The sequence below is a fragment of the Micromonospora hortensis genome, assembly GCF_022230935.1.
Taxonomy (GTDB): Bacteria; Actinomycetota; Actinomycetes; order Mycobacteriales; family Micromonosporaceae; genus Micromonospora; species Micromonospora hortensis.
Genome location: NZ_JAKKFE010000065.1, coordinates 122,745 through 145,669 on the forward strand (window position 1 = coordinate 122,745; position 22,925 = coordinate 145,669).

General features: G+C 72.5%; 21 protein-coding genes. 6 read left to right on the forward strand and 15 right to left on the reverse strand.

What is annotated here, in order from left to right; translation table 11 throughout:
• Positions 1-77: 77 nt before the first annotated feature.
• The 5 genes from NIE111_RS28735 to NIE111_RS28755 form a co-directional block, all read right to left on the reverse strand.
• Complete coding sequence (locus tag NIE111_RS28735; protein WP_238687403.1) at positions 78-1,127, reverse strand: fatty acid desaturase family protein; 1,050 nt, start codon at positions 1,125-1,127, stop codon at positions 78-80.
• Positions 1,128-1,263: 136 nt separating this feature from the next.
• Positions 1,264-4,731 carry an SCO7613 C-terminal domain-containing membrane protein gene (locus tag NIE111_RS28740; RefSeq protein WP_238687404.1) on the reverse strand — a complete coding sequence of 1,156 codons (3,468 nt, stop codon included), beginning with the start codon at positions 4,729-4,731 and terminating at the stop codon, positions 1,264-1,266.
• 48 nt (positions 4,732-4,779) lie between these two features.
• Positions 4,780-5,100, reverse strand: coding sequence for a divalent-cation tolerance protein CutA (gene cutA, locus NIE111_RS28745; protein ID WP_091406014.1), 321 nt, complete (start codon positions 5,098-5,100; stop codon positions 4,780-4,782).
• Positions 5,101-5,121: 21 nt separating this feature from the next.
• A complete protein-coding gene (locus tag NIE111_RS28750) occupies positions 5,122-6,126 on the reverse strand; it encodes a 1-acyl-sn-glycerol-3-phosphate acyltransferase (protein ID WP_238687405.1) in 1,005 nt (334 codons plus the stop codon).
• Complete coding sequence (locus NIE111_RS28755) at positions 6,126-6,959, reverse strand: patatin-like phospholipase family protein (protein WP_238687406.1); 834 nt, start codon at positions 6,957-6,959, stop codon at positions 6,126-6,128. Before NIE111_RS28755 ends, NIE111_RS28750 begins: the two co-directional genes overlap by 1 nt.
• 165 nt (positions 6,960-7,124) lie before the next feature.
• On the opposite strand from NIE111_RS28755, the gene NIE111_RS28760 reads away from it, so the two are divergent.
• On the forward strand, positions 7,125-8,624 hold the full coding sequence (locus tag NIE111_RS28760) for a serine/threonine-protein kinase (RefSeq protein WP_274531797.1): 1,500 nt from the start codon (positions 7,125-7,127) through the stop codon (positions 8,622-8,624).
• Between the two features lie 18 nt (positions 8,625-8,642).
• Here the strand turns inward: NIE111_RS28760 and NIE111_RS28765 are convergent, their stop codons facing one another.
• From NIE111_RS28765 to NIE111_RS28800, 8 genes are all read right to left on the reverse strand, one after another.
• Entirely contained in the window at positions 8,643-9,698 is a 1,056-nt protein-coding gene (locus tag NIE111_RS28765) for a glycosyltransferase family 4 protein (protein WP_238687479.1), read from the reverse strand.
• Between the two features lie 148 nt (positions 9,699-9,846).
• Positions 9,847-10,518, reverse strand: coding sequence for a BON domain-containing protein (locus tag NIE111_RS28770; RefSeq protein WP_238687408.1), 672 nt, complete (start codon positions 10,516-10,518; stop codon positions 9,847-9,849).
• A 179-nt stretch (positions 10,519-10,697) separates the two neighbouring features.
• Positions 10,698-12,335 carry a trypsin-like peptidase domain-containing protein gene (locus tag NIE111_RS28775; protein WP_238687409.1) on the reverse strand — a complete coding sequence of 546 codons (1,638 nt, stop codon included), beginning with the start codon at positions 12,333-12,335 and terminating at the stop codon, positions 10,698-10,700.
• Positions 12,336-12,397: 62 nt separating this feature from the next.
• On the reverse strand, positions 12,398-13,954 hold the full coding sequence (locus NIE111_RS28780; RefSeq protein ID WP_238687410.1) for a sensor histidine kinase: 1,557 nt from the start codon (positions 13,952-13,954) through the stop codon (positions 12,398-12,400).
• Positions 13,951-14,652, reverse strand: a complete 702-nt coding sequence (locus tag NIE111_RS28785) for a response regulator transcription factor (RefSeq protein ID WP_030336721.1) — start codon at positions 14,650-14,652, stop codon at positions 13,951-13,953. Before NIE111_RS28785 ends, NIE111_RS28780 begins: the two co-directional genes overlap by 4 nt.
• A 95-nt stretch (positions 14,653-14,747) precedes the next feature.
• A complete protein-coding gene (locus NIE111_RS28790; RefSeq protein WP_238687411.1) occupies positions 14,748-15,359 on the reverse strand; it encodes a PadR family transcriptional regulator in 612 nt (203 codons plus the stop codon).
• Positions 15,356-16,180, reverse strand: coding sequence for a DUF4097 family beta strand repeat-containing protein (locus NIE111_RS28795; RefSeq protein WP_238687412.1), 825 nt, complete (start codon positions 16,178-16,180; stop codon positions 15,356-15,358). The genes NIE111_RS28790 and NIE111_RS28795 overlap by 4 nt, the downstream gene beginning before the upstream one ends.
• A 192-nt stretch (positions 16,181-16,372) precedes the next feature.
• Complete coding sequence (locus NIE111_RS28800; protein ID WP_238687413.1) at positions 16,373-16,726, reverse strand: hypothetical protein; 354 nt, start codon at positions 16,724-16,726, stop codon at positions 16,373-16,375.
• A gap of 608 nt (positions 16,727-17,334) precedes the next feature.
• Here NIE111_RS28800 and NIE111_RS28805 point away from each other — a divergent pair.
• Both NIE111_RS28805 and NIE111_RS28810 read left to right on the forward strand, forming a co-directional pair.
• The gene (locus NIE111_RS28805) at positions 17,335-18,132 is read left to right on the forward strand and encodes a helix-turn-helix domain-containing protein (protein ID WP_238687414.1); all 798 of its coding nucleotides are present in this window, start codon (positions 17,335-17,337) and stop codon (positions 18,130-18,132) included.
• Entirely contained in the window at positions 18,119-18,307 is a 189-nt protein-coding gene (locus NIE111_RS28810; RefSeq protein WP_238687415.1) for a DUF397 domain-containing protein, read from the forward strand. Before NIE111_RS28805 ends, NIE111_RS28810 begins: the two co-directional genes overlap by 14 nt.
• Before the next feature lie 110 nt (positions 18,308-18,417).
• On the opposite strand, the gene NIE111_RS28815 is transcribed toward NIE111_RS28810, so the two are convergent.
• Both NIE111_RS28815 and NIE111_RS28820 read right to left on the reverse strand, forming a co-directional pair.
• Positions 18,418-19,356 carry a lysophospholipid acyltransferase family protein gene (locus tag NIE111_RS28815; RefSeq protein ID WP_238687416.1) on the reverse strand — a complete coding sequence of 313 codons (939 nt, stop codon included), beginning with the start codon at positions 19,354-19,356 and terminating at the stop codon, positions 18,418-18,420.
• Positions 19,353-20,126, reverse strand: a complete 774-nt coding sequence (locus NIE111_RS28820) for a GNAT family N-acetyltransferase (protein WP_238687417.1) — start codon at positions 20,124-20,126, stop codon at positions 19,353-19,355. The genes NIE111_RS28815 and NIE111_RS28820 overlap by 4 nt, the downstream gene beginning before the upstream one ends.
• Before the next feature lie 159 nt (positions 20,127-20,285).
• On the opposite strand from NIE111_RS28820, the gene NIE111_RS28825 reads away from it, so the two are divergent.
• From NIE111_RS28825 to NIE111_RS28835, 3 genes are all read left to right on the forward strand, one after another.
• The gene (locus NIE111_RS28825; RefSeq protein WP_238687418.1) at positions 20,286-20,933 is read left to right on the forward strand and encodes a hypothetical protein; all 648 of its coding nucleotides are present in this window, start codon (positions 20,286-20,288) and stop codon (positions 20,931-20,933) included.
• 142 nt (positions 20,934-21,075) lie between these two features.
• On the forward strand, positions 21,076-22,011 hold the full coding sequence (locus NIE111_RS28830; protein WP_091406038.1) for an ABC transporter ATP-binding protein: 936 nt from the start codon (positions 21,076-21,078) through the stop codon (positions 22,009-22,011).
• The gene (locus NIE111_RS28835) at positions 22,008-22,820 is read left to right on the forward strand and encodes an ABC transporter permease (protein WP_238687419.1); all 813 of its coding nucleotides are present in this window, start codon (positions 22,008-22,010) and stop codon (positions 22,818-22,820) included. The genes NIE111_RS28830 and NIE111_RS28835 overlap by 4 nt, the downstream gene beginning before the upstream one ends.
• Positions 22,821-22,925: the final 105 nt, after the last annotated feature.

A 22,925-nucleotide genomic window follows, 5' to 3' on the forward strand; every position in this document is an offset into this window, starting at 1 on the left:
CGGGATGTCGATCGGCCCGATACGCGCAGGTGGGGGCGGTGCCGTTTGGCACCGCCCCCACCTTCCCCCTGGTGTGTTCAGCCGCGCAGCGGCCGACCCACCTCGTGCAGGTGGCCGAGAGCCTGCCGGTACGACTCGACCAGCCCGGTCTCCGCGTACGGGATGCCCTGCTCGACACAGTAGGCGCGAACGATCGGCTGGGCCCGGCGCAGGTTGGCGCGGGGCATGTTCGGGAAGAGGTGGTGCTCGATCTGGTAGTTGAGGCCGCCGAGCGTGGTGTCCACCAGTCGGCTGCCGCGCACGTTGCGGGAGGTCAGCACCTGCTTACGCAGGAAGTCCAGCTCATCCTCGGCGGTCGGCATCGGCATGCCCTTGTGGTTCGGCGCGAACGCGCAGCCCATGTAGAGGCCCCACAGCGCCTGGTGCACGACGGCGAAGAGCAGCGCCTTGACCGGGGACATGACCGCCAACAGCAGCGCCACGTAGGCGGCGGTGTGCGCGACGAGCAACGCCGCCTCGACCGCCCGGTGCCGCATCGGGACGGCGTACTTGCCGTCCTCCCGCCCGACGATCGCCCGGATGCTCGCCACGTGCAGGCTCAGGCCCTCGAGCAGCAGCATCGGGAAGAAGAAATACGCCTGCCGCTGCGCCATCCAACGGCCGAACCCCCGGGTCTCCAACGCCTGCTCGGGCGTCCACACCAGGGCCCCCGCGCCGACGTCCGGGTCCTCGTCCTCGTGGTTCGGGTTGGCGTGGTGCCGGTTGTGCTTGTCGACCCACCAGCCGTAGCTGATCCCCACCGCCACGTTGCCGGCGAGCAGCCCGACCAACTCGCTGGGGCCACGCCGACGGAACATCTGGCGGTGCCCCGCGTCGTGACCGAGGAACGCCACCTGGGTGGTGGCCACTGCCATCAGGGCCGCGAGCGGGAGCTGCCACCAGGAGTCGCCGAGCAGGAACACGGCCACCCAGCCGGCCACGAAGGCACCGAGGGTGAGCACGATGCGGGTGACATACCAGCCGGGGCGCCGATCCAGCAGGCCCGCCTGGCTGATCCGTCGGGACAACTGTGCGTAGTCACTGCCTCGCCGTCGTACCGGCGGTTCCGCCACCGCTCCGAGCGCCATCGCTGCTCCCGTTCCGCTTGCGCCCGTACCGGTGTGGTTCGGGCTTAATGTCAAGTCTCCCGATCGCGGTAGCCCTCAGTAACCCCGACAACCCCCGAATGGGGGGTAGGGCAGGCCCTACCCCTAATGGTTCGACTCAGGTCAGTCGGCCCACCGCGGCGCGCAGTCGAGCCAGGTCACGTCGACGCCGCTCGTAGGTGGCGGCGAGCCCGACCAGCGCCAGCCCGCCGATTCCCAGGTAGATCCACCGGGGCAGCAGATCCCACCCCCGGGCCAGCTCGTGCAGCGCCAACAACGTCAACACCCCGCCGCCGAGCAGCACCGGCGCCTGCCACCGGCGGGTCGCGCCGGCCAGCACCGCGCCGGTCGCCGCCACGCCGAGGAGCAGTCGCCGCCAGGGCTGCGGGTCCGCCCCGGCCAGCACCGACACGAGGCTGGGCAGCAACGCCGCGACCAGCCCCGGGCCGAGGGCCGGCCAGCTGGTCAGCCCCGGGCGGGTGCGCAACGCCAGCAGGCCCGCCCCGACGGCGAGCGCCGCGGCCGGCAGCGTGTACGCCTCCAGCACCGTCACCCCACCGGCGGCCAGCAGCACCCAGGCCCCGAGCAACTCGCTGCCGGCGGCGATCCCGGCGAACGCCCACCGCCGGCCGGCCGGTTCGCCCCGGCGCAGCAGCCGCAGCGCGACGGCGACACCCCAGAGCACGCAGACGGTGGCGAGGTGCCGCGCCGCCTCGACGGCGAGCACCGCCGCCACCAGCGCGACGGCCTGCGCGGCGGCGTCCAGCACCCGTCCCAGCCGGACCCGCGCCGGGGTGACCGCCGCGGCGGCCAGCACCAACGCTGCCACCGTCAGCAGTGGGTACGCGGCGGCCCGCAAGGGAAGCCCACCGGCGAGCGGGGCGGTCACCGCCAACGCGGACGCCGCGCCCACGGCGGCGAGACAGCCGGCGACCCGTACCTCGAACCGGCGCGCCCCGGCGGCGACCGCGACCGCCGCCACCAGCAGCGCCCCCTCGGCGGCAAGCGTCCCGGCGCGGGTGACCAGGAGACCGAGCACACCGGAGGCCACCAGCACCACGCCCACCGGCACGGCGACCGGTGTGAGCGCCGGGCGGGCCGCCGCCAGCGCGGTGAACAGCAGCGCCGCCAGGCCGGCGAGCAGAACGGCGGCCGGCAGCACCGGCCACGGCGCGCCGATCGCGATGAGCAGCACCGGCAGCGCCGCCGCGACGAACGGCAGCGCGGGTGGCACCGGCAGGCCGAACCGCCGACCGGCCAGCGCGCCGGCCACCGCCAGCACGAGCAGCGCGAACCCGACCGGGAGCACCGTCGGGTCGGCGACGACAGTGGGCACCCCCGACCACACCCGGTTCCCGCCGCCGTAGGGCGACCCGAGCGCGGTCAGCACTGTCGGCAGGGCCGCCAGGACGGCGACCACCGCCAGCGTTCCGCCGGCCGCCAGCAACAGCGCCGACCGGGCCGACTCGCGCCCGTGGGCCGCCGACCGGTCCCCGAGGGCCGCCTGGCCGGGGGCGCTCGCCGATGGCAGCCAGCAGGCGACGAACGTGACACCCAGCGCGGCCAGCGCCGCGTACAGCACGAGCGGCTCGTCACCCGCCCCTACCAGAGGCGCGAGGCCGGGCACTGTCACTGCCGCGACGGCGCCGGTCACGGCGTACCCGATCAGCTCCACCCGGTGGCGGCGGGCCGCGAGCGCCGCGACCAGCGACAGCCCGGCGGCGGCCAGCGCGAGCCGGGCCTGCCACCAGGGCGGCCCGCCCGCGGCGAACATCGCCACCGCCGCTATCCCGGGCAGCGCGAGCTGCCCGACCAGCAGACCCACGCCGGCCACCTCCCGGTACGCGCCGGCGCCCCGCCGGACGGCCAGTGCCAGCCCGACCACGGCGAGCGCGCCGAGCGCCACCAGGGCACCGGTCGGCGCGGCCAGGGCAACCAGCAGCCCGTGCCCGAGCAGGACGGCACCGCCGAGCGCGCGGGTGCGCAGGGCGACCGATGGGGTACCCGGGCGGGCCAGCACGGCGAACAGCAGCGCGACCCCGCCGACCAGGTCGATGGCCACCACCTGAGGCCAGGAGGCCGACCAGCCGGCGGGTACGGCGAAGAGCACCGCCACCGCGCCGGCCGTGACGAGCACCGCCCGCGTGTTCAGAGGGAGCAGCAGCACCGTGGCGCCGATCGCCAGTGCCACAGCGGGTGCCAGCTGCCAACCCCAGCTCAGGTCGGGCCCGGTCCCGGCACCGCTCCAGGGCGGCAGCGACCGGCCGACGGCGGCGACCGCCAGCCCGATGGTGATCAACGCGGTGACCTGCGCCGTACCCGCCGCGACGACCAGCGCGCCGGCCCGCGGACCGGTCCGCCAACCCCCGCCACCGTCCACCGCCGACACCGCCGGCAGGAACCGCACGGCGGCGGCCATCGCCAGCGCCACCATCGCCGCCGCGAGCAGCAGCACTGACGGCCGCAGCTCCGCCACCGGACGCAGCAGGGCGGCGGCGAGCACCGGCACCAGCAACCCGGCCGCCACCGCCCGCAGCGCCCGCCCCCCGACGAGCCAGGCCGCACCGAACCCGGTCAACGCGACAAGCAACAGCGGCACCCCGGCCAGCAGTGGCGAGCCCCCCGCCCGCCCAGCGACCAGCGGCACCATCGCGCACGCCGAGGCACCCACCAGCGCGGCGACGTGACCGGCACCGGCCAACACCCGGCCGACGAGCTGCGCCGCGCCTCCCCGGCCACGCAGCGCGGCCAGCACGGCCAGGTTCAGCGACGCCACCCCGAGCAGTACCAACGCCCACCCCGCCGCGCCCAGCCCGGCCTCGGCAGCGAGCAGCGGCAACGCCGGCTGGACGGCCACCAGGGCGGCGAACCAGGGCCCCGTCAACCCGCTCCACCGGCCGTACGCCACGGCGACCGCCGCGCTGGCCCCCCCGACCAGCGCGGCGTACCGGCTGCCCGGCCAGCCGGTCACGCCCGCCAGGTCCACCGACCAGGCCGCGTAACCGTCCAGCACCACCAGCAGCAATCCCACCGCGGCGAACGTCTCCGCCGTACCGCGCAGCCCCCGCCGGACCGCCAGCAGCGGTACGCCCAGCGCGAGCGCTGTGAACGCCACCAGGATCAACGCCCGCCCGGCGACCCCCACCGCCGCCCAGGCCACCGCTGTGAACACCACCGCCGCGGTGCCCAGCAGGAGTCCACCGAGGACGAAGAGCAGGCCCTGGACCGTGCGGGTCGAGGTCTCCGCCGCACCCGGCCGCGAACCCGTGGCGACCCCGGGGCCCGGACCGATGAACGGCGCCGGGCCGACGACAGGCGCCTGGCGCGCCACGACCGAGGCCGCCAACCCGGCGCGGACGACGGCGGCCAGTTCGGCCCGCCGCCCGGACACTGTCGACAGCCGCCCGGCCAGCTCGGCGTACGCGCGGCGAGCCCGCTCCACCTGCGGCTCAAGCTCGGCGACCTCCCGGCTCAGCCGAACCACCTCGGCGGCGATCGGGTCGGGCGCGCGTCGGCAGCCGGAGCAACCGGCGCTCAGATCGGCCGGTGCACCGCAGGCGGGGCAGGGGTAACGGGTGTCGTCCACCCGGTCATCATCGACAACCGACCGGGGTACGACCCAGAGTGCGCGTACTCAGGATCGGGTGTGCTCGTACACCCAGGTGGCGTAGTCGGGGTTGCCGCTCTCCACCCTGGACACCAGGATCTCCGGCACCTCGTACGGGTGGCTGACCCGGATCTGGTCCAGCAACGCGGTGAGCCGATCCGGTGCGGTCTTGAACTGCACCGACCACTCGGTGCTCGTCTCCATCCCGGACCGCCACCAGTAGGTGCTGTCCACCTGACCACCAACCTGGGCGCAGGCGGCGAGCCTGCCGGCGACGGCCGCAGCCGCCAGCACGTCGGCGACCGAACGCGCGTCCACCACCGTTGTCACCACGCAGATCTCGTCCACGCCCGCACCCTACGCGGACATTTACCGATTAGCGGCGATCCAGGCATCAATCTGCGCCCACCAATCGAAGAGCCAGTCGATGCGTTCCTGCCGTCCGGTCGGTACGTCCTCCGGCGGCACGGACCAGAACCGCATCACGATCCGCTTGTCCATCGGCAGTTCCCGCCACACGTCGGCGACGGTGAGCATCCGGTCCAGACCGGTGTGGGCGACGAAGATGACCCCGGCGTCCGGTGCGGCGTCCAGCGCGGCGAGCATCCCACCGGGTTGCGGGGCGAGCACGTGGCGCATCCGCTCGGCGCGCAGGGCCATCCTCTCCAGGCCGAGGGAGCGCAGGCGGGCGATGGCGCGCAGCCGTCGCCTGGGGGTGAAGTTGCCACCCTCGGGGAAGATCACGAACGCGTCGTTGTCGTCCAGGCCGGTGGCGAGGTGCCCGACCTGGCGTACCGTCTCCTCGCCGCGCTCCGGGGTCGGCGCGATGAACCGGTTGGGCAGCCGGTTGAGCAGCACGTCGATCGCCGGATCCCACTGGAGGCTGTCCTTGAGGACGATCCGTGGCTCGCGGTGGAACCAGTTGACCAGCCCGTGGATCAGGATGAACGAGTCGCCCGGCCCGGCGTGCCGGCAGAGCACCAGCTCGGGCCGGCCGGGCAGCGCGGTGTCCGGGTCGGTGCCCACCACGTCGATGCTCAGGCGCAGTGTCCAGCGTGCCTGCCAGAACAGCACCCGCAGGAACCAGCCGGCCAGCACGTAGTGCGCGCGCTGGAAGGCCGGGGACCGGGCCCGCCAGCCGAAGCCGGAGACGACCCAGAGCAGGAAGAGCGCGAGCAGCGCGGCGGCGTCCCAGACCAGGTAGAAGCAGCCGATCCAGAGCAGTCGCAGCGGGCGCAACCGGCCGGGGACCAGCGGGGACGCGGCTGCGGCGAGCAGCGCCCAGATCGGCAACGTGGTGACCACGAGGAAGGCGAGCAACACGACGGCGGGAGCGAGCAGCAGCCGACGCAGCCACCGGGGAGGCAGCGACATCAACTCTCCAGGTGGGTGGCGAGGTAGCGCCGGGAGGCGGTGTACGCGCGGCTGATCCGCCGGCCCACCGCCGCCATGTCCCGGTACGCCCACGGCGTGTCGTCGCGCGGGTTGAGCCCGCCGGTCGGCAGGACGTGCACCTCCACCCCCTCCGGCAGCGCCGCCAACTCCCGGAAGAAGCGGTGCCGGCGGGAGATCTCGAACGCGACCTGCGCGATCTCCCACGGCCGACGGGGCGGGGTCAGCTCCCGTTCGATCCGACCCACCTGGAGGACGTAGATCCGGCGGGCGCCGACGGCCACCGCCTCGCCGATCGGGATGGAGTTGACGATGCCGCCGTCCACGTAGTGCGCGCCGTCGATCTCCATCGGCGGAAGCAGGCCCGGCACCGAGGCCGACGCCATCACGGCCGGCACCACCGGACCGCTGTCGAACCAGTGCTCGGCGGCCCGCTCGATGTGGGCGGCGCAGCACCGGAACGGCACCCGCAGGTCGGCGAAGGTGGTGTCCACCCCCAGCTCGGTCTCGAGCAGGCGGCGCAGCGGCCGGGGTGAGTGCAGGTGGGTACGGGCGGCGAAGCGGCGCAGTTGCCGGGCGACCGAGTCGCCGTACACCTCGCTCGCCTCCGGCGAGGCCCAGAGCCGGACCAGCCGGTCGGTCACCGCCTCCGACGGGTCCGCGGCGACCAGCGCGCCGTTGACCGCGCCGATCGAGGTGCCGAGGACCATGTCGGGTTGGATACCGGCCCGGAACAGGGCACGCAACATTCCGACCTCGACCGCGCCGAGCACTCCACCACCGCCGAGCACGAACGCCACCGGTCCCCCCGCCATGTCTCTCATCCTGGCACGGGCCCGCAGCCGCCCGGTGGGCCGCTGTCGACCGGCGGTCGGCGCACGGCAGGCACCGTCCGTCGACGGCCGGTGGCGACGGCGTTGACAGGCAGGACGCATTCGCGCAACCTGATACCGCTCCCACCCCTGAGGCAGGTGCGATCGTTGAAGGCAGCGCTGCATCCGGGCCGATTACTGGCTCGCAGATACCGACTTCTGGACCAGATCGGCGCCGGTGGCATGTCGGTCATCTGGCGTGCCCGGGACGAGGTACTGGACCGGGTGGTCGCGCTGAAGGTGCTCGCTCCGTCACTCGCCGCCGACGCGCGGTTCCGGGGCATGGTGCGCGAGGAGGCACGGGCCGCCGCCCAACTGGTGCACCCGCACCTGACCTCGGTGCACGACTACGGCGAGACGGTCGACCCGGACGGCTCGATCACCTCGTTCGTGGTGATGGAGTTGCTCAGCGGCGAGGAGTTGAAGCTGCGGCTCACCGAGGGGCCGTTGCCGTGGACCGAGGCGGTCCAGGTGGGCGCGCAGGTGGCGGACGCGCTGGCCGCCGCGCACCGGCTCGGCATCGTGCACCGGGACATCACCCCGGCCAACGTGATGATGACCGGGACGGGCGTCAAGGTTCTCGACTTCGGCATCGCCACCCGGATCGGCGCGCCCGACGAGGACGAGGACGGCGAGACCTTCGGCACCCCGGCGTACGTCGCCCCGGAACGTCTCGACGGCGCGCCGGCCCAACCGTCCACCGACGTCTACTCGCTCGGTGTGCTGCTGCACGAGGCGCTCACCGGCCGGGTTCCGTATCCGGCGGACACCTGGGAGCAGCTCAGCGCCGCGCTGGCCACTGGACCGCCGCCGACGCTGGCCGACCTACCGGACCTGCCCGCACCGGTGGCCCAGATCTGCCTGCGCAGCCTCGCCCGGAACCCCGCCGATCGGCCGACCGCCCGGCAGGTCGCCACCGCGCTCCGCGACCACGCGCTGCCCGCCGAGCCCCCGACGGCGACCATCCGGGTGCCCACCCAGCCCCTGCCACAGCAGTCGCCCGCCGTCGCCACGGCCAGCGTCCCGGCGGCGGCACGACTGGACGGAGACACGTCGGACGGCGGAACCTCCTCCAGCGCGGGCGAGCCGGCGACCGGGTCGGGCTGGTCGCGGCGGCGGCTGGTGTTGCTGCTGGTGCTGGCCGTCGGGGTGACACTGGCCGGGGTGGCCCTGCTACCCGAACAGCAGCCGACCCGCCGGGCGCAGCCCTCCGCCGGGCCGGTCACGACACCGTCGACGGACCCGCCGGCCCCCGAGTCGTCCGCGCCGATCACGTCGACCCCGCCGACCCCGGCGCCGTCGACGAAGCCGACCACCGGTGCGCCCACCTCGAACCCGGGCACCCTGACCGAGGTCGCGAACCGGGTCGACAGGTTGATCGGCGCCGGCCTGAGCGCCGGCGAGATCCGCGACGACGTGGCCCTCGACCTGCGCAACGAGCTCCGCAACCTGACGGTGGCGGTCAGCTCCGGCCGCGAAGAGCTGGCGCCGCCGGTGGCCCGGCTGCGCGCGAAGGTCGCCGTCCGTCTCGGTGAGGGTGGCATCAGCCCGGCGTACGCCTCTCGGCTCGACGCCGCCATCGCCGAGCTGGGCGCGACCGGGGCCTGACCCGGCGACACCGGGGGGTCAGCGCACCGGCACCCGGGCCGGTTCACGGACGCCGTGCCGACCGAGGGCGAAGCGCCGATAGACGTCCGCGTAGCCGCTCGCCATCCGCTCGACCGAGAAGTTCCCAGCGACGTGCGCCACGCAGTCCTCCGGGTCGAGTCGCTCCGCCTCGAGCAACGCCGCGGGCAGCTCCTCCGACCGCTCGACGACGAGCCCGGTCAGCCCCGGCCGCACCAGCTCCGGCACCGCACCCCGGTTGAGCGCCACCACCGGGGTGCCGGTGGCCATCGCCTCCAGCATCACCATGCCGAACGGCTCGTCCCACTGGATCGGCATGATCAGGCAGCGGGCGTCGACAAGCATCCGCAGCGTCGTCGCGCGGTCCGCGTTGAGCACGACTGTCACGTCCTCGTCGACCATCGGCGCGACGACCTGCTCGTAGTAGCGGCGCTCGGCCGGCTCGTTGCACTTGCCGGCCAACAGCAGGGGCAGTCCGGCCGCCCGGCACGCGCGGATGGCGGTGTCCGGGCCCTTGTCCGGGCTGAACCGGGCCAGCCACAGCACCGGCCCCGCGCCGGGCGTGTGCTTGCGCGGGAAGCCGCGGATGTCGAGCGCGTTGTGCACGGTGCCGGCCCAGGGCAGGTTCGGGTTCAGCCGGCGCTGGGCGTGCGAGATGGCCACCAGTGCGACGCCCGCGTCGATGTCGCTCAGCACGTCGCCGTACTCCCCGACGGGGTTGCCGTGCACCGTCGCGACAGTCGGCACGGCCCGACGGCCGGCGACCAGCGGACCGATGGTGGTGTGATCGTGGATCACGTCGAAGTCGGCGGGGCTGATCAGCCGATTCACCCGGGCCAGGTGGGCCAGCTCGGGCAGTGACTCGCCGAGCCGCTCGTACTGCACCTCGGCCACTGTGGAGACGAAGCCGTCGGCCGCCGTGCCGTGGTCACCTCCGGCGCCGAACAGGGTCACCGAGTGCCCCTGCCCGCAGAGCGCGTCCACCAGGGCGGCGACGACCTGTTCGAGGCCGCCGTAGCCAGGCGGCGGCACGGACAACCACGGCGGAACCACCATCGCGATGCGCAGCGACCGCTCCTCTGGGCGGCCCGCAGGCGAGTGGTTCACGGCCACGAGTCCTCCCCGTTGCTCCCCGGTGCGGCGGCACCGCCGGTCGGCGGCGGTTTCCCGGTGGCGTCCCAGGTAAACCGGACATGGCGGACGATCACCCGCCCACCAGGAGTTGGTCGTGGACCACCCGCACCCCGGGCGCGGACCACGCCACCCGCTCGACCTGATCGCGTTCCCACCAGGAACGGACCACGCCCGCGAGGACCAGCGTGTCGCCGTCCACCTCGACGCTCACCCGCTCGCCGCCGAGCGTGCGCAGCAACGCCCGCTGGACGTCGCGCCGCAGCCGTTCGGCATCCGGTGGCGCCGCGGGTCGTACCTCGATCAGGTTGGTGATCCCGCGTACGCCGTCGAGCCGGCGCACCTCGCCCTCGGCGGCCCGCCGCTGCCATCCGAACTCGACCTCACCGCGCAGCATCAGCCAGCCGTTCGCCACTGTCACGTCCAGCCGTTCGGCGGGCACGAAGCTGTCCCACTCCAGGGCGCGGGTGGCGGCGTTGGCGACCTCGGCATCGGTACGCCCCGGAGTGCCGGGCAGCCGCACCTCCATCTCGTCGGCCACCGCCCGTACGCCGCGAACCCGCTGCGCGCACCGCGTCGCGGCCCAGCCGCGGGCGGCACCGTCCACGAATCCGGTCAGGGTGACAACGCCCTGGTCGACTGTCACCCCGATCTCGTTCGGTCGCAGCCGGGCGTCCCAGGCCAGCTCGGCCAGAACGTCGCGTTGGATCCGCTGGTCGTCGCGGACACCCACCACCTCGGTCATGGCACCTCACCCCCGGTTCCGGTCGTCGCCCTCCGAACCTGCCGGGCAAACGGGTGACGGCGGTTCACCCGATCCGGGTGAACCGCCGTCTGGGCGGAAAAGAGCGGCGGGTGACGGAGCCGACCCCCTCGGCCCCGCCACCCGCCGCCGGAGGAAGGAAGCAGGTTTCACATAGCTGGTTAGGACGTCTCGGCGAGCGTCACGGTCTCCGTCTTCTCGACACCGTTGCGCTTGAACTGGACCTCGACCCGGTCGCCGACCTTGCCGGCCTGCACCGCGCCGACCAGGTCGTCCGAGTCGTTGACGGGCTTGTCGCCGAACCGGGTGACGACGTCGCCGCGCTGGAGGCCGGCCTTCTCCGCCGGGCTGCCCGGGGTGACCGACGCGACGAGGGCGCCGCCGCCCTCGGCCTGGTTGACGCCGACTCCGAGCGACGGGTGGCTGACCTTCTCGCCACGCTGGAGCTTGCCCGCGACGTCCTTGGCCTTGTTGCTGGGGATGGCGAACCCGACACCGATGTTGCCGGTGCTCTGCCCGGAGGTCGCGATGGCGGTGTTGACGCCGATCACCTCGCCCCGGGTGTTGACCAGCGCGCCACCGGAGTTGCCGGGGTTGATCGGGGCGTCCGTCTGGAGCAGGCCGGAGATCGAGCTGACCGGCTGGCCCTGCTGCTGGGTCGGGTCCTGCGGCTGACCCTCACCGGCCCGGATGGTGCGGTCCCGGGCGCTGAGGATGCCCGAGGTCACCGAACCCTGCAGACCGAGCGGGCTGCCCAAAGCGAGCACCTGGTCGCCGACCTGCATGGCGTCGCTGTCGCCGAACTTGGCCGGCTTGAGGTCGCTCACCCCGTTGGCCTTCACCACTGCCAGGTCGGTCTTCGGGTCGGTGCCAATGATCTTCGCGTCGGCGGTCTTGCCGTCGGCGAAGACCACCCGCACGGCGTCGCCGGCGGCGGACGCGACAACGTGGTTGTTCGTCAGCACGTACCCGTCGGCGCTGAGCACCACCCCGGAGCCCTCACCGCTGCCGGTGGTGATCGATACGACGCTGTCCTGCACCGACGCGGCGATCTTCGGCAGGTCGGCGCCATTGATCACGGGAGCCGCGGAGTAGGTGCGGGTGATGCCGCCACCGTCACCGTCGAGGGCGAGCGCGAGCGCCCCACCGGCAACACCGGAACCGAGCATCAGGGCGAACACCGCCACACCGGCACCGGCGAACTTGGCGATCCGGCCCGGCCGGGGGCCGCTGCCGGGCGGCGCGACCTGCGGGCCCCACGGCGGGACCGGCTGGCCCGGGTGGTGCGGGTGCTGTCCGGGGTGCTGGGCGTGCTGCCCGGGGTGCTGCTGGTGCTGGGCGTACGGCATGCCCGGCTGGCCCCCGCCGGCCCAGCCGGACTGTTGACCCGGGTACCACTGGGCACCTGGGTAGTGGCCGGCGGCCGGCTGCGGGTAGCCGGGCTGGCCGGGCGCCGGGTGACCGGAGACCGGATACGGCGGCGCGGACGCGGCGGCGGCCGGACGCTCGTAGCCGGTCGACGGCTCGTATCCGGTCGGCTGAGCGGCGGCCGGCTGACCGGCGGGCGCGGCGGAACCGGGGTACCCGACCGGCGCGGCGGTCGGGGTGACGGCGGTGGCCTCCGCGTCACCGGTGGTGGAGGCGACCGTCGGGTCGCCGCCGGTCGAGACGACCGGTACGGGAGTGGTCGGGGAGTCGGACTGCGCGCGCTCGTCTCGCGGCAGCTCGGCGGTGGGGTGCGACGGCTCGGCGTCGGTGGGGGCCGGCCGGCGCTGCGGGTCGGACTCGAACTCGGTCATGGGACTACCTTCTCCCTCCGCACTGCAATCAACCTGGAACCGTCCTGGAAGTTGGCTGAAAGTCACTCGCCCGCTCCGTCGACCTGTGGCAGCAACGGCAGCCGAACCCGGAAGGTGGCACCACCGCCGGGCGTCTCGGCCACCTCGACCGAGCCGTGGTGGGCGGCGACCAGCGCCGCCACGATGGCCAGGCCGAGGCCGGTGCCGGTGTTGCCGTCGGCCCGCCGGGTACGGGCCGCGTCGGCCCGGTAGAACCGTTCGAAGACCCGTTCCGCCTGCTCGGCCGAGAGGCCGGGACCGGTGTCGACCACCTCCACGACGGCGAAGTCACCCGGTTCGGCGCGCAGCCGTACCCGGACTTCGGCCTCCGGTGGGGTGTGGGTGAGCGCGTTGGTGACCAGGTTGCCGATCACCTGCCGCAGCCGGGCGTCGTCGGCGGAGACGACGAGCGGGCCGGATTCGGGCGCGATCTCCAGCTCGATCCGCCGGTCCGGCGCCATCGCCCGCGCCGCCTGCACCGCGTCGGAGGCGAGCACCGGCAGCTCCACCGGGGTCAGCGAGAGCGGCCGTTCCATGTCCAACCGGGCGAGCAGCAGCAGATCCTCCACCAGCAGCCCCATCCGGGCCGCCTCGTCCTCGATCCGGCGCAGCAGGCCGGCGGTCTGCTCCGGCGCACTTGCCGCACCCTGCCGGTACAGCTCGGCGAAGCCACGAATGGTGGTGAGCGGCGTCCGAAGCTCGTGCGAGGCGTCGGCGACGAACTGCCGCATCCGCTCCTCGGAGCGGATGGCCCGCGCCTCGGACGCCTGAGCGGCGGCGGCGGCGTCCCGGGCGGCGCTCTCCGCCCACCGGGCCGAGGTTTCCGACGCGGCTCGGGCGGTGAACGCCGCCTCGATCTGGGTGAGCATCGCGTTCAGCGCGCGGGAGAGCCGGCCCAGCTCCGAGGTCGGCTCGGCCTGGCCCTCCTCCGGGTCGGGCACCCGGCGGGTCAGGTCACCGCCGGCGATCGCCGCGGCGGTCTGTTCGATCTCGACGAGGGGCTTGAGGCTGGTCCGGACGATCGCCGCGCCGACCGAGGCCAGCATGATCAGCACTGCGCCACCGACCAGGAGGTCTATCCAGACGAGCTGCTTCACCGCCCGGTCCACCTCGGTCAGCGGCTGACCCACTGCCAGCACCGACCCGTCCGGTTGAGCCGCGTAGTAGACCCGCCACCGGGTGAGGCGATCGTGTGAGACGACAGTGCGCGGTTCGCCCTCCGCCGCCTCGAAGTCCTTGCGGCTGGCGGGGAACGTGGGTAGCTGCGCGGGGTCGAAGTTGCGCTTGTCGTACAGGGGGTCGTACACCCGCCGCTCGTCGGCCACGATCACGACGTAGTCGCTGGGCAGCAACGCGCCGACCTCACCGCTGCGCAGCTTCAGAAGCACCTGGCCGAGGCCCTGGGCTGTCGACCGGACCTGCCCGTCGACCTGGCCCTCCAGGTAGTTGCGAAGGAAGTACGCGGTCAGCGAGCTGATCACCAGAAGCGCGACGGCGACCAGCGCGAGCACCGAGGTGACCAGCTTCACCCGCAGCGGAACGCTGCGCACCCGTCCCTTCGCCTGCTGGACCGCGTTCACGCCGCCGGCTTGCGCAGGACGTACCCGACGCCGCGAAGAGTGTGGATCAGCCGGGGTTGGGTGGTGTCGACCTTGCGCCGCAGGTACGAGATGTAGGACTCGACGATGTTGTCGTCGCCCCGGAAGTCGTAGTTCCAGACGTGGTCGAGGATCTGCGCCTTGGACAGCACCCGGTTGGCGTTGAGCATCAGGTACCGCAGCAGCTTGAACTCGGTAGGCGAGAGCTGCACGCGCTGGCCGGCCCGGTGCACCTCGTGGGTCTCCTCGTCCAACTCCAGGTCGGCGAAGGTGAGCCGGGACGGGGCCTGCTCGCCGGTGGTGGTGCGGCGCAGCACGGCGCGGATCCGGGCGGTCAGCTCCTCCAGGCTGAACGGCTTCGTGACGTAGTCGTCGCCGCCCAGGGTCAGCCCACGGATCTTGTCGTCGGTGGCGTCCCGGGCGGTCAGGAACACCACAGGGGTACGCGTGCCGCCCTCGCGGAGCATCCGGATGACCTCGAAGCCGTCCAGGTCGGGGAGCATCACGTCGAGCACCACCAGGTCGGGCCGGTGGTCCTTGGCGGCGTTGAGCGCCGCGCTTCCACTTGTCGCGGTGGCCACGTCGAAGCCCGCGAACCGCAGGCTCGCGGAGAGCAGTTCGAGGATGTTGGGGTCGTCCTCGACGACAAGCAGTCGCGCCTCGGTCTGGGTAGCGGGCATGCGCCCATCATCGGTGACGTCACTGCGCCAGCGCTGGACGCTTCCTGCAAAAAGGCTGTGAGTCGCCGACGCCCGGCGACTCCCGGCGACGCCCGTCAGCGCAGCAGGCGACGCAGCCCGTCCAGGGCGCCGTCGAGCAGCCGGATCGCGGTGCGCAGCTGGGTGTCGGTGAACTGTCGGGCGCGCATCAGCCGGCCCACCTCGACGGTGAACGCGGCCAGCCGCTTGTCGAGTTCGTCGAGCAGCTCGGCCTGCGGCCCGGTGGTCGACGCCGGCCGGGGCGGCGGCGCGGGCGCCTCCCAGCGGGCCCGCCGAGTCTGCCGGGTGGCCTCGCTCAGCTCCCGCTTGAGGTCGCGTGCCGATCCGCGTACCTCGCTGCGGATCTCGCCGGCCAGGCTGGAGAGGTCCGCCACGGAGGCCGCGATGTCCGTTTCCAACGCGGCCAGCTCACCGGCCCGCTGGCGCAGCTCGGCCCGGCCGGCGTCGGTGATGTCGTACGTCTTGCGGCCGCCGGCCGCGGTGTGGCTGACCAGACCCTCGACCTCCAGGCGTTGCAGCCGGGGGTAGATGGTGCCGGCGCTGGGCGCGTACAGCCCGAGGAAACGGTCCTCCAGCAGGCGGATCAGCTCGTAGCCGTGCTTCGGGCCGTCGTCGAGGAGCTTGAGCAGGTAGAGCCGGAGCCGCCCGTGGCTGAACACGGCGGTCACGGCAGCTCCTCTGCATCGTCGTCGACGGCTCGGGCGAGCAGGGCGATGCTCCCCGAGGTCGCGGAAGCCCAGAGCTTACCGTCGCCGGCGCCGAGCACCCCTTCGCTGCTGGGCAGTGGGAACGTCGAGGTGCGCAGCTGCGGAAAGCCGCTGGTGATCCGGCCGGAGGCGGTGTTCAGCTGGACGGCGAGGTCGCTGTCCGCACGGACCCGGACGGTGATGCTGCCCGAGATGGTGGTCAACCGGATCTCGCTGCGCCGGGGGTTGTCCAAATCACAGGTGATCTGACCTGAGACGGTCTGCGCCCGCACCCGGTCGGCGGCGCTGTCGGCGAGGATCACCTCCCCGGAGACCGTCTCCACTGTGAGGTCACCGCGGACGCCGAGTGCCTCCACCGGCCCCGAGGTGAGCTTCGCGGAGGTGCTGCCGCGCAGCCCCATCAGGGTGATCTGGCCGGCGACGACGTTGGCGGTGGTCTGCCGGCGCAGGCCGGAGGCGACCAGCGAGCCCGCGACGAGGCCCAGGTCGGCGAGGACGTCGGCGGGCACGGCGATGGAGACGTCCACCCGGGGATAGCGGTGGATCATCCGGAACCAGCGCAGGACGTCCGACCAGCCCCGACCGCGCTCCTGGCGGATGCTGAGCCGACCGTCGGTGTGGTCGATCAGGATCGGCCGACGGCCGACCTGGGTCACGTCGATCCGGGTCGGCCCGTCGGTGGCGACCACGTTGAGCCGCCCACTGATCAGTCGCACGTCCAGCCGGACGACCGGAGCGTCCAGTGTGAGCCGTTGCGGGCTCTCGACCGTCCATCCGGCCATGGCGTCCCCCTCTCGACGACGCGCGGGAGGCACGCCGAACCTGAGGAGAATGTAACGCGATACATCGCGACACCACAAGACTGTCGCGAGTTGGTCGGGCCGGCGGCCGGATGCACCTCCGCGAGCGCTATACCTCTGAGTCATATTCATGACTCAGAGGTATAAGCCGGTACCACTCCGACCAGCGGGAATCTATGAGCCGCCGGCCGTCGTGGGGAGATCGACGGCTGGCTTGCGGTACGGGCCCCAGGCGACGAAGCGCTGGAACAGGTCGGTCGGGCTGGGCCCGTCGTGCGGGTTCAGGTGGTAGAGATCCTTGGTCGCCTCGTAGTACATGCCGACCAGGAAGATCGCCAGGCCGATGGGGTTGTCACCGAACTCGGCCTTGAGCCGCAGCCTCGCATCGCCACATGGCCAGTGCTGCCCATCCGCTCGGCAGCACCACATCGGGCGCAGCGGAGTGTGCGGAGTCGGCCCGGCTTGGGACCTCGGAAGGTTGGCCGCTGGGCCAGCTTTCGGCGGATGGATCTGAGTGCTGAGTGTCATGTCGACTCCTGCCGTGGGGTTCGTAGCTTGACGGCCACCGTCAGTTGATCTGCGTTGACTCGTTCCACGCGGGGTTGAAGGGCGGCACGAAGCCGCCCGTGCGGGATGGTCCGAAGCGGTCGTTCGGCTGCTCGGGGAAGCCGGTCGCCCGACTCGGCTTACGAGCGGTGCGACAGGAGGGGCAGGCACACTCCCGGCCCCCAGGAAAGCGCCTCGATCGGTGCGGCCTGTGTCGTGGTTGGACCAGGTCGGCATCGTCGTCGTCCACGAATGCACCCCTCCTGCCTGTTGCACGGAGACGGGCCGCGAGCTGCATGTCCCTCCACGACCCGGGCCCCGAATTCTCGGGGTGAGGCCGCTCTGCCACGGGGGGAGCAGAGCGGCCCCGAGCCGTCGTGACCACGGGCGACGGCCCAAGCGGATCTGCCCTTAACTCACCGGAAGGACCGAGGCGTATCCGCTTGGTGACAGTCTGGTGAGGACACCGCTAGTGTCGGAATAGATAGATGCCGACCAGGGAGAAGTCCGGTCGACGGGACTGTTGAGCCGGCCATCCCGGGGAGGTCCCGGGCTTGTCGTAGCGAGGCCCGGGAATCTGAGGAGGAGTTGTGGAAGGTGAGCCGACAGCCGATCTGATTCGCGCCCAGCTACGGCGGGCGCGAGCCAGTAAGGGCCTGAGTCAGGAGGACTTCGGTAAGCGGGTCAACTACAGCGGCTCGCAGGTTTCGGCCGTTGAGCTGGGCCAACGCCCGCTGGACAAGCTGTTCTTGACGCGGGCGGACGAGGTGCTTGAGACCGGAGAGCTCTTGGTCTCCCTGCTCAAGCTCGCCGAGCGGGACGGGGAGCCATCCTGGTTCATGCCGTGGTTGGATGCCGAGCGCAACGCCAAGCAGCTCCGCTACTACAACCCGACCGTGATCCCTGGCCTGCTCCAGACTGCGGCCTACGCACGCCGGATTTTCCGGTTCGATGACCACCGGCTGGAGGAGGAGGTCGACCGGCTAGTCCAGAGTCGCCTCGAACGGCACGAGATCCTGACCAGCAACAGCCCGCCGCAGGTCGTCGCAGTGGTCGATGAGGTGGCTCTACGCCACTGCGATCAGATCATGCGGGAGCAGCTTGCGCATCTGCTCAAGATGGCCGAGCTGCCGAACGTGCACATCCTGATCATCCCGTCGAGCACCGGCCTCCATGTCGGATGGTGCGGCCCGCTGGCCCTGGCCATGGGCGGTGACGGCGGCTGGGTGGGGCAACTCGATAGTCAACTGACCGGGACTGTGGTCGATGTGCAGGATGATGTGGCTACGCTGCTAGCGAGGTGGGAGAGCATCCGCAACGAGGCGCTTCCCCGGCAGCAGTCCATCAAGCTGATGAAGGAAGTCGAGAGCCAACATGGATCTCAGTAACGCTACGTGGAAGAAGTCCACTCGCAGCGGGACCAGCGGCAACGACTGCGTTGAGGTCGCCGACAACCTCCCCAACGTCGTGGCCGTTCGCGACAGCAAGGACCCGTCCGGCCCGGCGCTCACGTTCGACCCGCAGACCTGGAAGTCGTTCGTCGGCTTCGCCAAGCGCGCCTGACATAGCAGGCAAACAGGCCCCTCAGCGCGACGCTGAGGGGCCTGTTCGTGTCGCTCGACGTGGTGGACATCACGGGGGCAAGGCCAACGTGTCGCAGCTGATGCTCCCTCTCAGGCCGCCAGGTCCAGCTCCCGATCGGCAAGCGGAGCCGGCGCGGAAACGGCTGGGGTCACCGTCGGCACCGGCCGCAGACGGGCCCGCGCCACCGCACCCGCCGTCGGCACCAGGTGTACTGCCGACTCGGCGGCCCGGGCCAGCAACCGCCGGTCGGCGTCACGAGCCGGGTGCAGCGCGGCGGCGATCGTCACCGAGACCACCAGCTCCCGCGCCGCGACCACCCGTGCCACCGAACGCAGCAGGGTGTCCGCACCGAGGAAGGCGGCGGCCGTCGTGGTCGACCCGGTGGCCGCACAGCTATAGGTGAGCCGCAGCGGGACCACCGGGCTGCCCGTGTCGATGGCCGCCTGGAACGTCGCGGGCCGGAACCCACCCCCCGGGCGGCAGTCGGTGGAACCGATCCCGGCACACGACGTCGTACCCTCCGGAAAGACCGCCACCGACCGCCCGGCGCGCAGCGCCTCGGCGACCCGGGCGACGGTCCTCGGCAGCGCCAGAGGTCGGGCGCGGTCCACGAAGACGGTGCCCGCCGCCGCTGCCAGCAGACCGACTATTGGCCAGGAGCGGATCTCCCGTTTCGCCACCATCCGGGTGGGCGCGACCGCCAGCACCGCGAGGATGTCCAGCCAGGAGACATGGTTCGCGACCAGCAGCGCGCGCCGCCGGGGCAACCGACCCCGGACCACGAGACGGACGCCGAAGGCGCGCGCGGTCGCCCGCGCCCAGCCGCTGAGCAGCGCCCGCCGTTCCCGAGTGGGGAGCACTGGCAGCAGCGCCACCACCGGGATCCCTGCCAGCAGCATGCCGAGCGCGGCGACCAGCCGGAGCACCCGGCGGGCCACCGGCACCGTGGGCACCTCACCGGCCGCTGGCAGACAGTCGTCGCCGCAGCCCGAGGAGGGCCGCCACAGGTCGCGCGACACCGCGGTCACCGCTGCTCACCGCCGAGGAAGTGCCGCAGGTAGCGCGGGTTCATCCGGTCCAGGGAGAAGAGGACGTAGAAGTCGGCGCACCCGAAGTCGCTGTCGTACGACGGCTCACCGCAGATCCACGCGCCGAGCCGGAGATAGCCGCGCAGCAGCGGCGGAACCGCCACCCGCCCGGCCGGGGCTGCGGCGACCGGGCCGGCGGCAGCCGCCTCGGTGAACCAGGGCCGCAACGGACGGACCCGCAGCGGCGGCGGCGACAGGTGCCGGGCCCGGGCCTGGGTCCACACCTCGGCGACCGTCCGCCCGCGGTCAGCCACCGGCACCGAGGCGCAGCCGCCGAGCCAGCGGGAGCCGCGCAGGTGCAGGTACCGGATGATGCCGGCCCACATCAGGTTGATCACCGCGCCGGAGCGGTGGTCCGGGTGCACGCAGGACCGACCCGCCTCGACCAGGTCGTCGCGGAGCGGGTCGAGCGGGCTCAGGTCGAACTCGTCCTCGGCGTAGCGCCGGGTCGTACGCCCCGGCGGCAGCAGCCGGTACGTGCCGACCACCTCGCCGGTGCTGTCCTCGCGGACGATCAGGTGATCGCAGTACGCGTCGAAGGGGTCCACGTCCAATCCGGCCTCGCCGGGAAGGAGGGTGGCGCCGAGCTCGGTGGCGAACACCTCGTGGCGCAGGCGTTGCGCGGCCGCGACCTGGGTGGGGTCGTCGGCGATCAGCAGGGTGTATCCGCTGGTCTTCAGGGGTGCGCCAGCGGCATGCAGAACGGCCATGGGATCTGTGTAGGTGCCCGGGTTGCCATCCACGGGGACCACTGGTGTCGATCGGATGAACGCCGGCAGGCGAGACCGCTAGCGACGCCCGGCGCAGACCGTGCGAGGCTGCCGGACCAGGCCGGCGACGGCGCCGACACGCACCACCGGAGGTCGACGATGCGCATCGAAACCCGCTACAACGGGCCCACCGGTTCCGGCAACGGCGGCTGGAGCGCGGGGATCTTCGCCGCCGAGGCGGACGGCAGCGGGCCGGTCGAGGTGACCCTGCGCCGGCCACCACCGCTGGACACCGAGCTGATCCTGGTCGACGGCGAGGTCCGGGACCCGGCCGGCGAGCTGGTGGCCGAGGTGCGCCCGGCCGGGGTGATCGATGCCGTCGTACCCCCTGTCGACCTGGAGACGGCGGTGGCCGCCGCGGCCCGCTACCCCGGCCTGGTCGAGCATCCGTTCCCCAGCTGTTACGTCTGCGGCCCGCAGCGGGCGGACGGGCTGCGGATCTTCCCTGGCCGCCTGCCCGATGGCCGGACCGCCGCGCCGTTCCGCGCGCCCGCACAGGTCAGCGCTGCCACGGTCTGGGCCGCGCTGGACTGTCCCGGTGGTTGGGCGGTGCTCGCGCCGGGCCGCCCGTACCTGCTGGGCCGGATCGCCGCCGAGGTCGCGGCGCTGCCCGGGCCGGGCGACGAGTGCGTGGTGACCGGGGCGTTGCGCCGCGTCGATGGACGCAAGGCGCTGGTGCACACCAGCCTGTACGGCCCGGACGGGTCGCTGCTCGGCGCGGCGCGGGCAACCTGGATCGCCCGCTGAACCCGGGCCGTCGTCCGCAGGGATGAGTCGCGTCCGCCCCGCGACGGAGGCAAACGTAGCGACCGCGCCTGATTGACCTTGTTGCCACGGGCCGTCACGCTGTGCCACGGCGTACCTCGACGCCACACACGGGAGGAGAACGATGACTGACGGGCAGCGAAGCCCCACCAGCGACGGTCAGATCGTGGTGTCCGGTCTGACGAAGCAGTACAAGAACGTCCGGGCGGTGAATAACCTGTCCTTCACAGTGGCGCCGGGACGGGTGACCGGCTTCCTCGGCCCGAACGGCGCAGGCAAGACCACCACGCTGCGCATGCTGCTGAATCTGGTCACGCCGACCGCCGGCACGGCCACCATCAGCGGCCAGCGCTACGCCGACCTCGCCACCCCGCTGCGGCAGGTCGGCGCGGTGCTGGAGGCCTCCAGCGCGCACAAGGGCCGCACCGGCATCAACCACCTCCGGGTCATCTGCGCGGCGGCCGGGCTGCCCAAGCAGCGGGCCGACGAGGCGTTGGCCCTGGTCGGGCTGACCCCGGCGGCGAAGCGCAAGTTCAAGGGTTACTCGCTGGGCATGAAGCAGCGGCTCGGCATCGCCGCCGCGATGCTCGGTGACCCCCGCGTGCTGATCCTCGACGAGCCGGCCAACGGGCTGGACCCGGAGGGCATCCGGTGGATGCGTGGGTTCCTCAAGAACCTCGCCCACGAGGGTCGTACGGTGCTGGTCTCCAGCCACCTGCTGTCGGAGATGCAGCTCCTCGCCGACGACGTGGTGATCATCGCGGCCGGGCAGTTGGTCCGGCAGGGTCCTGTCGACCAGGTGCTCGGGTCGATGGCCCAGGGCGCCCGGGTCCGGGTCCGCACCCCGCAGGCCGAGGCGTTGACCGCCGCCCTCAAGGCGCAGTCGGCGACCATCGAGACCGACGAGCAGGGTGTGCTGCTGGTCGGCGGGGTGGACGCCCCGACGATCGGCCGATCCGCCCTCGCGGCCGGGGTCGAGCTGCACGAACTGACCACCGAACGGCCCGATCTGGAACGGGTCTTCCTGGAGCTGACGGCCGGAAAGGCGGGCATCCGATGAACCTGGTCCGATCCGAGCTACTCAAGATCCGTACCACCAGCACCTGGTGGTGGCTGGCCCTCGGCGCGTTCCTCTCGATCGCCCTGGCGTTCGCGATCAACGCGTGGTTGGCCGTCACGACGCTCGGCGGCGACGCCGAGGACATCGGCGTCAGCGCCGAGCAGGCGACCGCGCCGGCGCAGGCGGCGAACCTCTACACCTCGGGCCAGTACCTCGGGCTGATGTTCGTGATGCTCATCGGCATCCTGATGGTCACCAACGAGTTCTTCCACCAGACCGCGACCACGACGTTCCTGACGACTCCCCGGCGTACGTCGGTCATCGTCAGCAAGCTCGTCGCCGCCAGCCTGCTCGGCTTCATGTTCTGGCTGGCGACCACGCTCATCGACCTGGCCGCTGGCGCGATCTTCCTGTCCGCGAACGACTACGGCACTCAGCTCGGCGAGTGGCCGGTGCAGCGGGCGCTGTTGTTCAACCTGCTGGCCTACGCCATCTGGACGATCCTCGGGGTGGGCATCGGCACGCTGATCACCAACCAGCTCGGTGCGGTGATCACGGCGGCGGTGCTCTACCTGATCGGCACCCAGGTGGTGGGTCTGCTGTTCCTGCTCCTGTCGAACGTGCTCGACAGCCAGGCGGTGCTCAAGTGGCAGGTCATCTGGCCCGCTGTGGCATCCCAGGTCATGATCACGGAGGGCACCTCGGAGTTCACACCGTCCTGGTGGGTCGGGGCCCTGGTGCTGATCGGCTACGCGCTGGTCAGCGGAATCGCCGGTGTCCTGCTCACCCGGCGGCGCGACATCGCCTGATGGCGTCTGCGACCCCGGAGCGGCAGTGACAGGCTGGCCGCTCCGGGGTCGGGCGTCACCCTCGGCGACCGGCCGTGCGCGGGCCGGGTGTTACCAGTTCGACAC

Excerpts from the sequence above, each read along its gene's own strand:
- NIE111_RS28735 (WP_238687403.1), bottom strand. The coding sequence starts at position 1,127 with ATGGCGCTCGGAGCGGTGGCGGAACCGCCGGTACGACGGCGAGGCAGT.
- NIE111_RS28750 (WP_238687405.1), bottom strand. The coding sequence starts at position 6,126 with ATGTCGCTGCCTCCCCGGTGGCTGCGTCGGCTGCTGCTCGCTCCCGCC.
- NIE111_RS28755 (WP_238687406.1), bottom strand. The coding sequence starts at position 6,959 with ATGGCGGGGGGACCGGTGGCGTTCGTGCTCGGCGGTGGTGGAGTGCTC.
- NIE111_RS28765 (WP_238687479.1), bottom strand. The coding sequence starts at position 9,698 with ATGGTGGTTCCGCCGTGGTTGTCCGTGCCGCCGCCTGGCTACGGCGGC.
- NIE111_RS28770 (WP_238687408.1), bottom strand. The coding sequence starts at position 10,518 with ATGACCGAGGTGGTGGGTGTCCGCGACGACCAGCGGATCCAACGCGAC.
- NIE111_RS28775 (WP_238687409.1), bottom strand. The coding sequence starts at position 12,335 with ATGACCGAGTTCGAGTCCGACCCGCAGCGCCGGCCGGCCCCCACCGAC.
- NIE111_RS28785 (WP_030336721.1), bottom strand. The coding sequence starts at position 14,652 with ATGCCCGCTACCCAGACCGAGGCGCGACTGCTTGTCGTCGAGGACGAC.
- NIE111_RS28795 (WP_238687412.1), bottom strand. The coding sequence starts at position 16,180 with ATGGCCGGATGGACGGTCGAGAGCCCGCAACGGCTCACACTGGACGCT.
- NIE111_RS28800 (WP_238687413.1), bottom strand. The coding sequence starts at position 16,726 with ATGACACTCAGCACTCAGATCCATCCGCCGAAAGCTGGCCCAGCGGCC.
- NIE111_RS28810 (WP_238687415.1), top strand. The coding sequence starts at position 18,119 with ATGGATCTCAGTAACGCTACGTGGAAGAAGTCCACTCGCAGCGGGACC.
- NIE111_RS28820 (WP_238687417.1), bottom strand. The coding sequence starts at position 20,126 with ATGGCCGTTCTGCATGCCGCTGGCGCACCCCTGAAGACCAGCGGATAC.
- NIE111_RS28825 (WP_238687418.1), top strand. The coding sequence starts at position 20,286 with ATGCGCATCGAAACCCGCTACAACGGGCCCACCGGTTCCGGCAACGGC.
- NIE111_RS28830 (WP_091406038.1), top strand. The coding sequence starts at position 21,076 with ATGACTGACGGGCAGCGAAGCCCCACCAGCGACGGTCAGATCGTGGTG.
- NIE111_RS28835 (WP_238687419.1), top strand. The coding sequence starts at position 22,008 with ATGAACCTGGTCCGATCCGAGCTACTCAAGATCCGTACCACCAGCACC.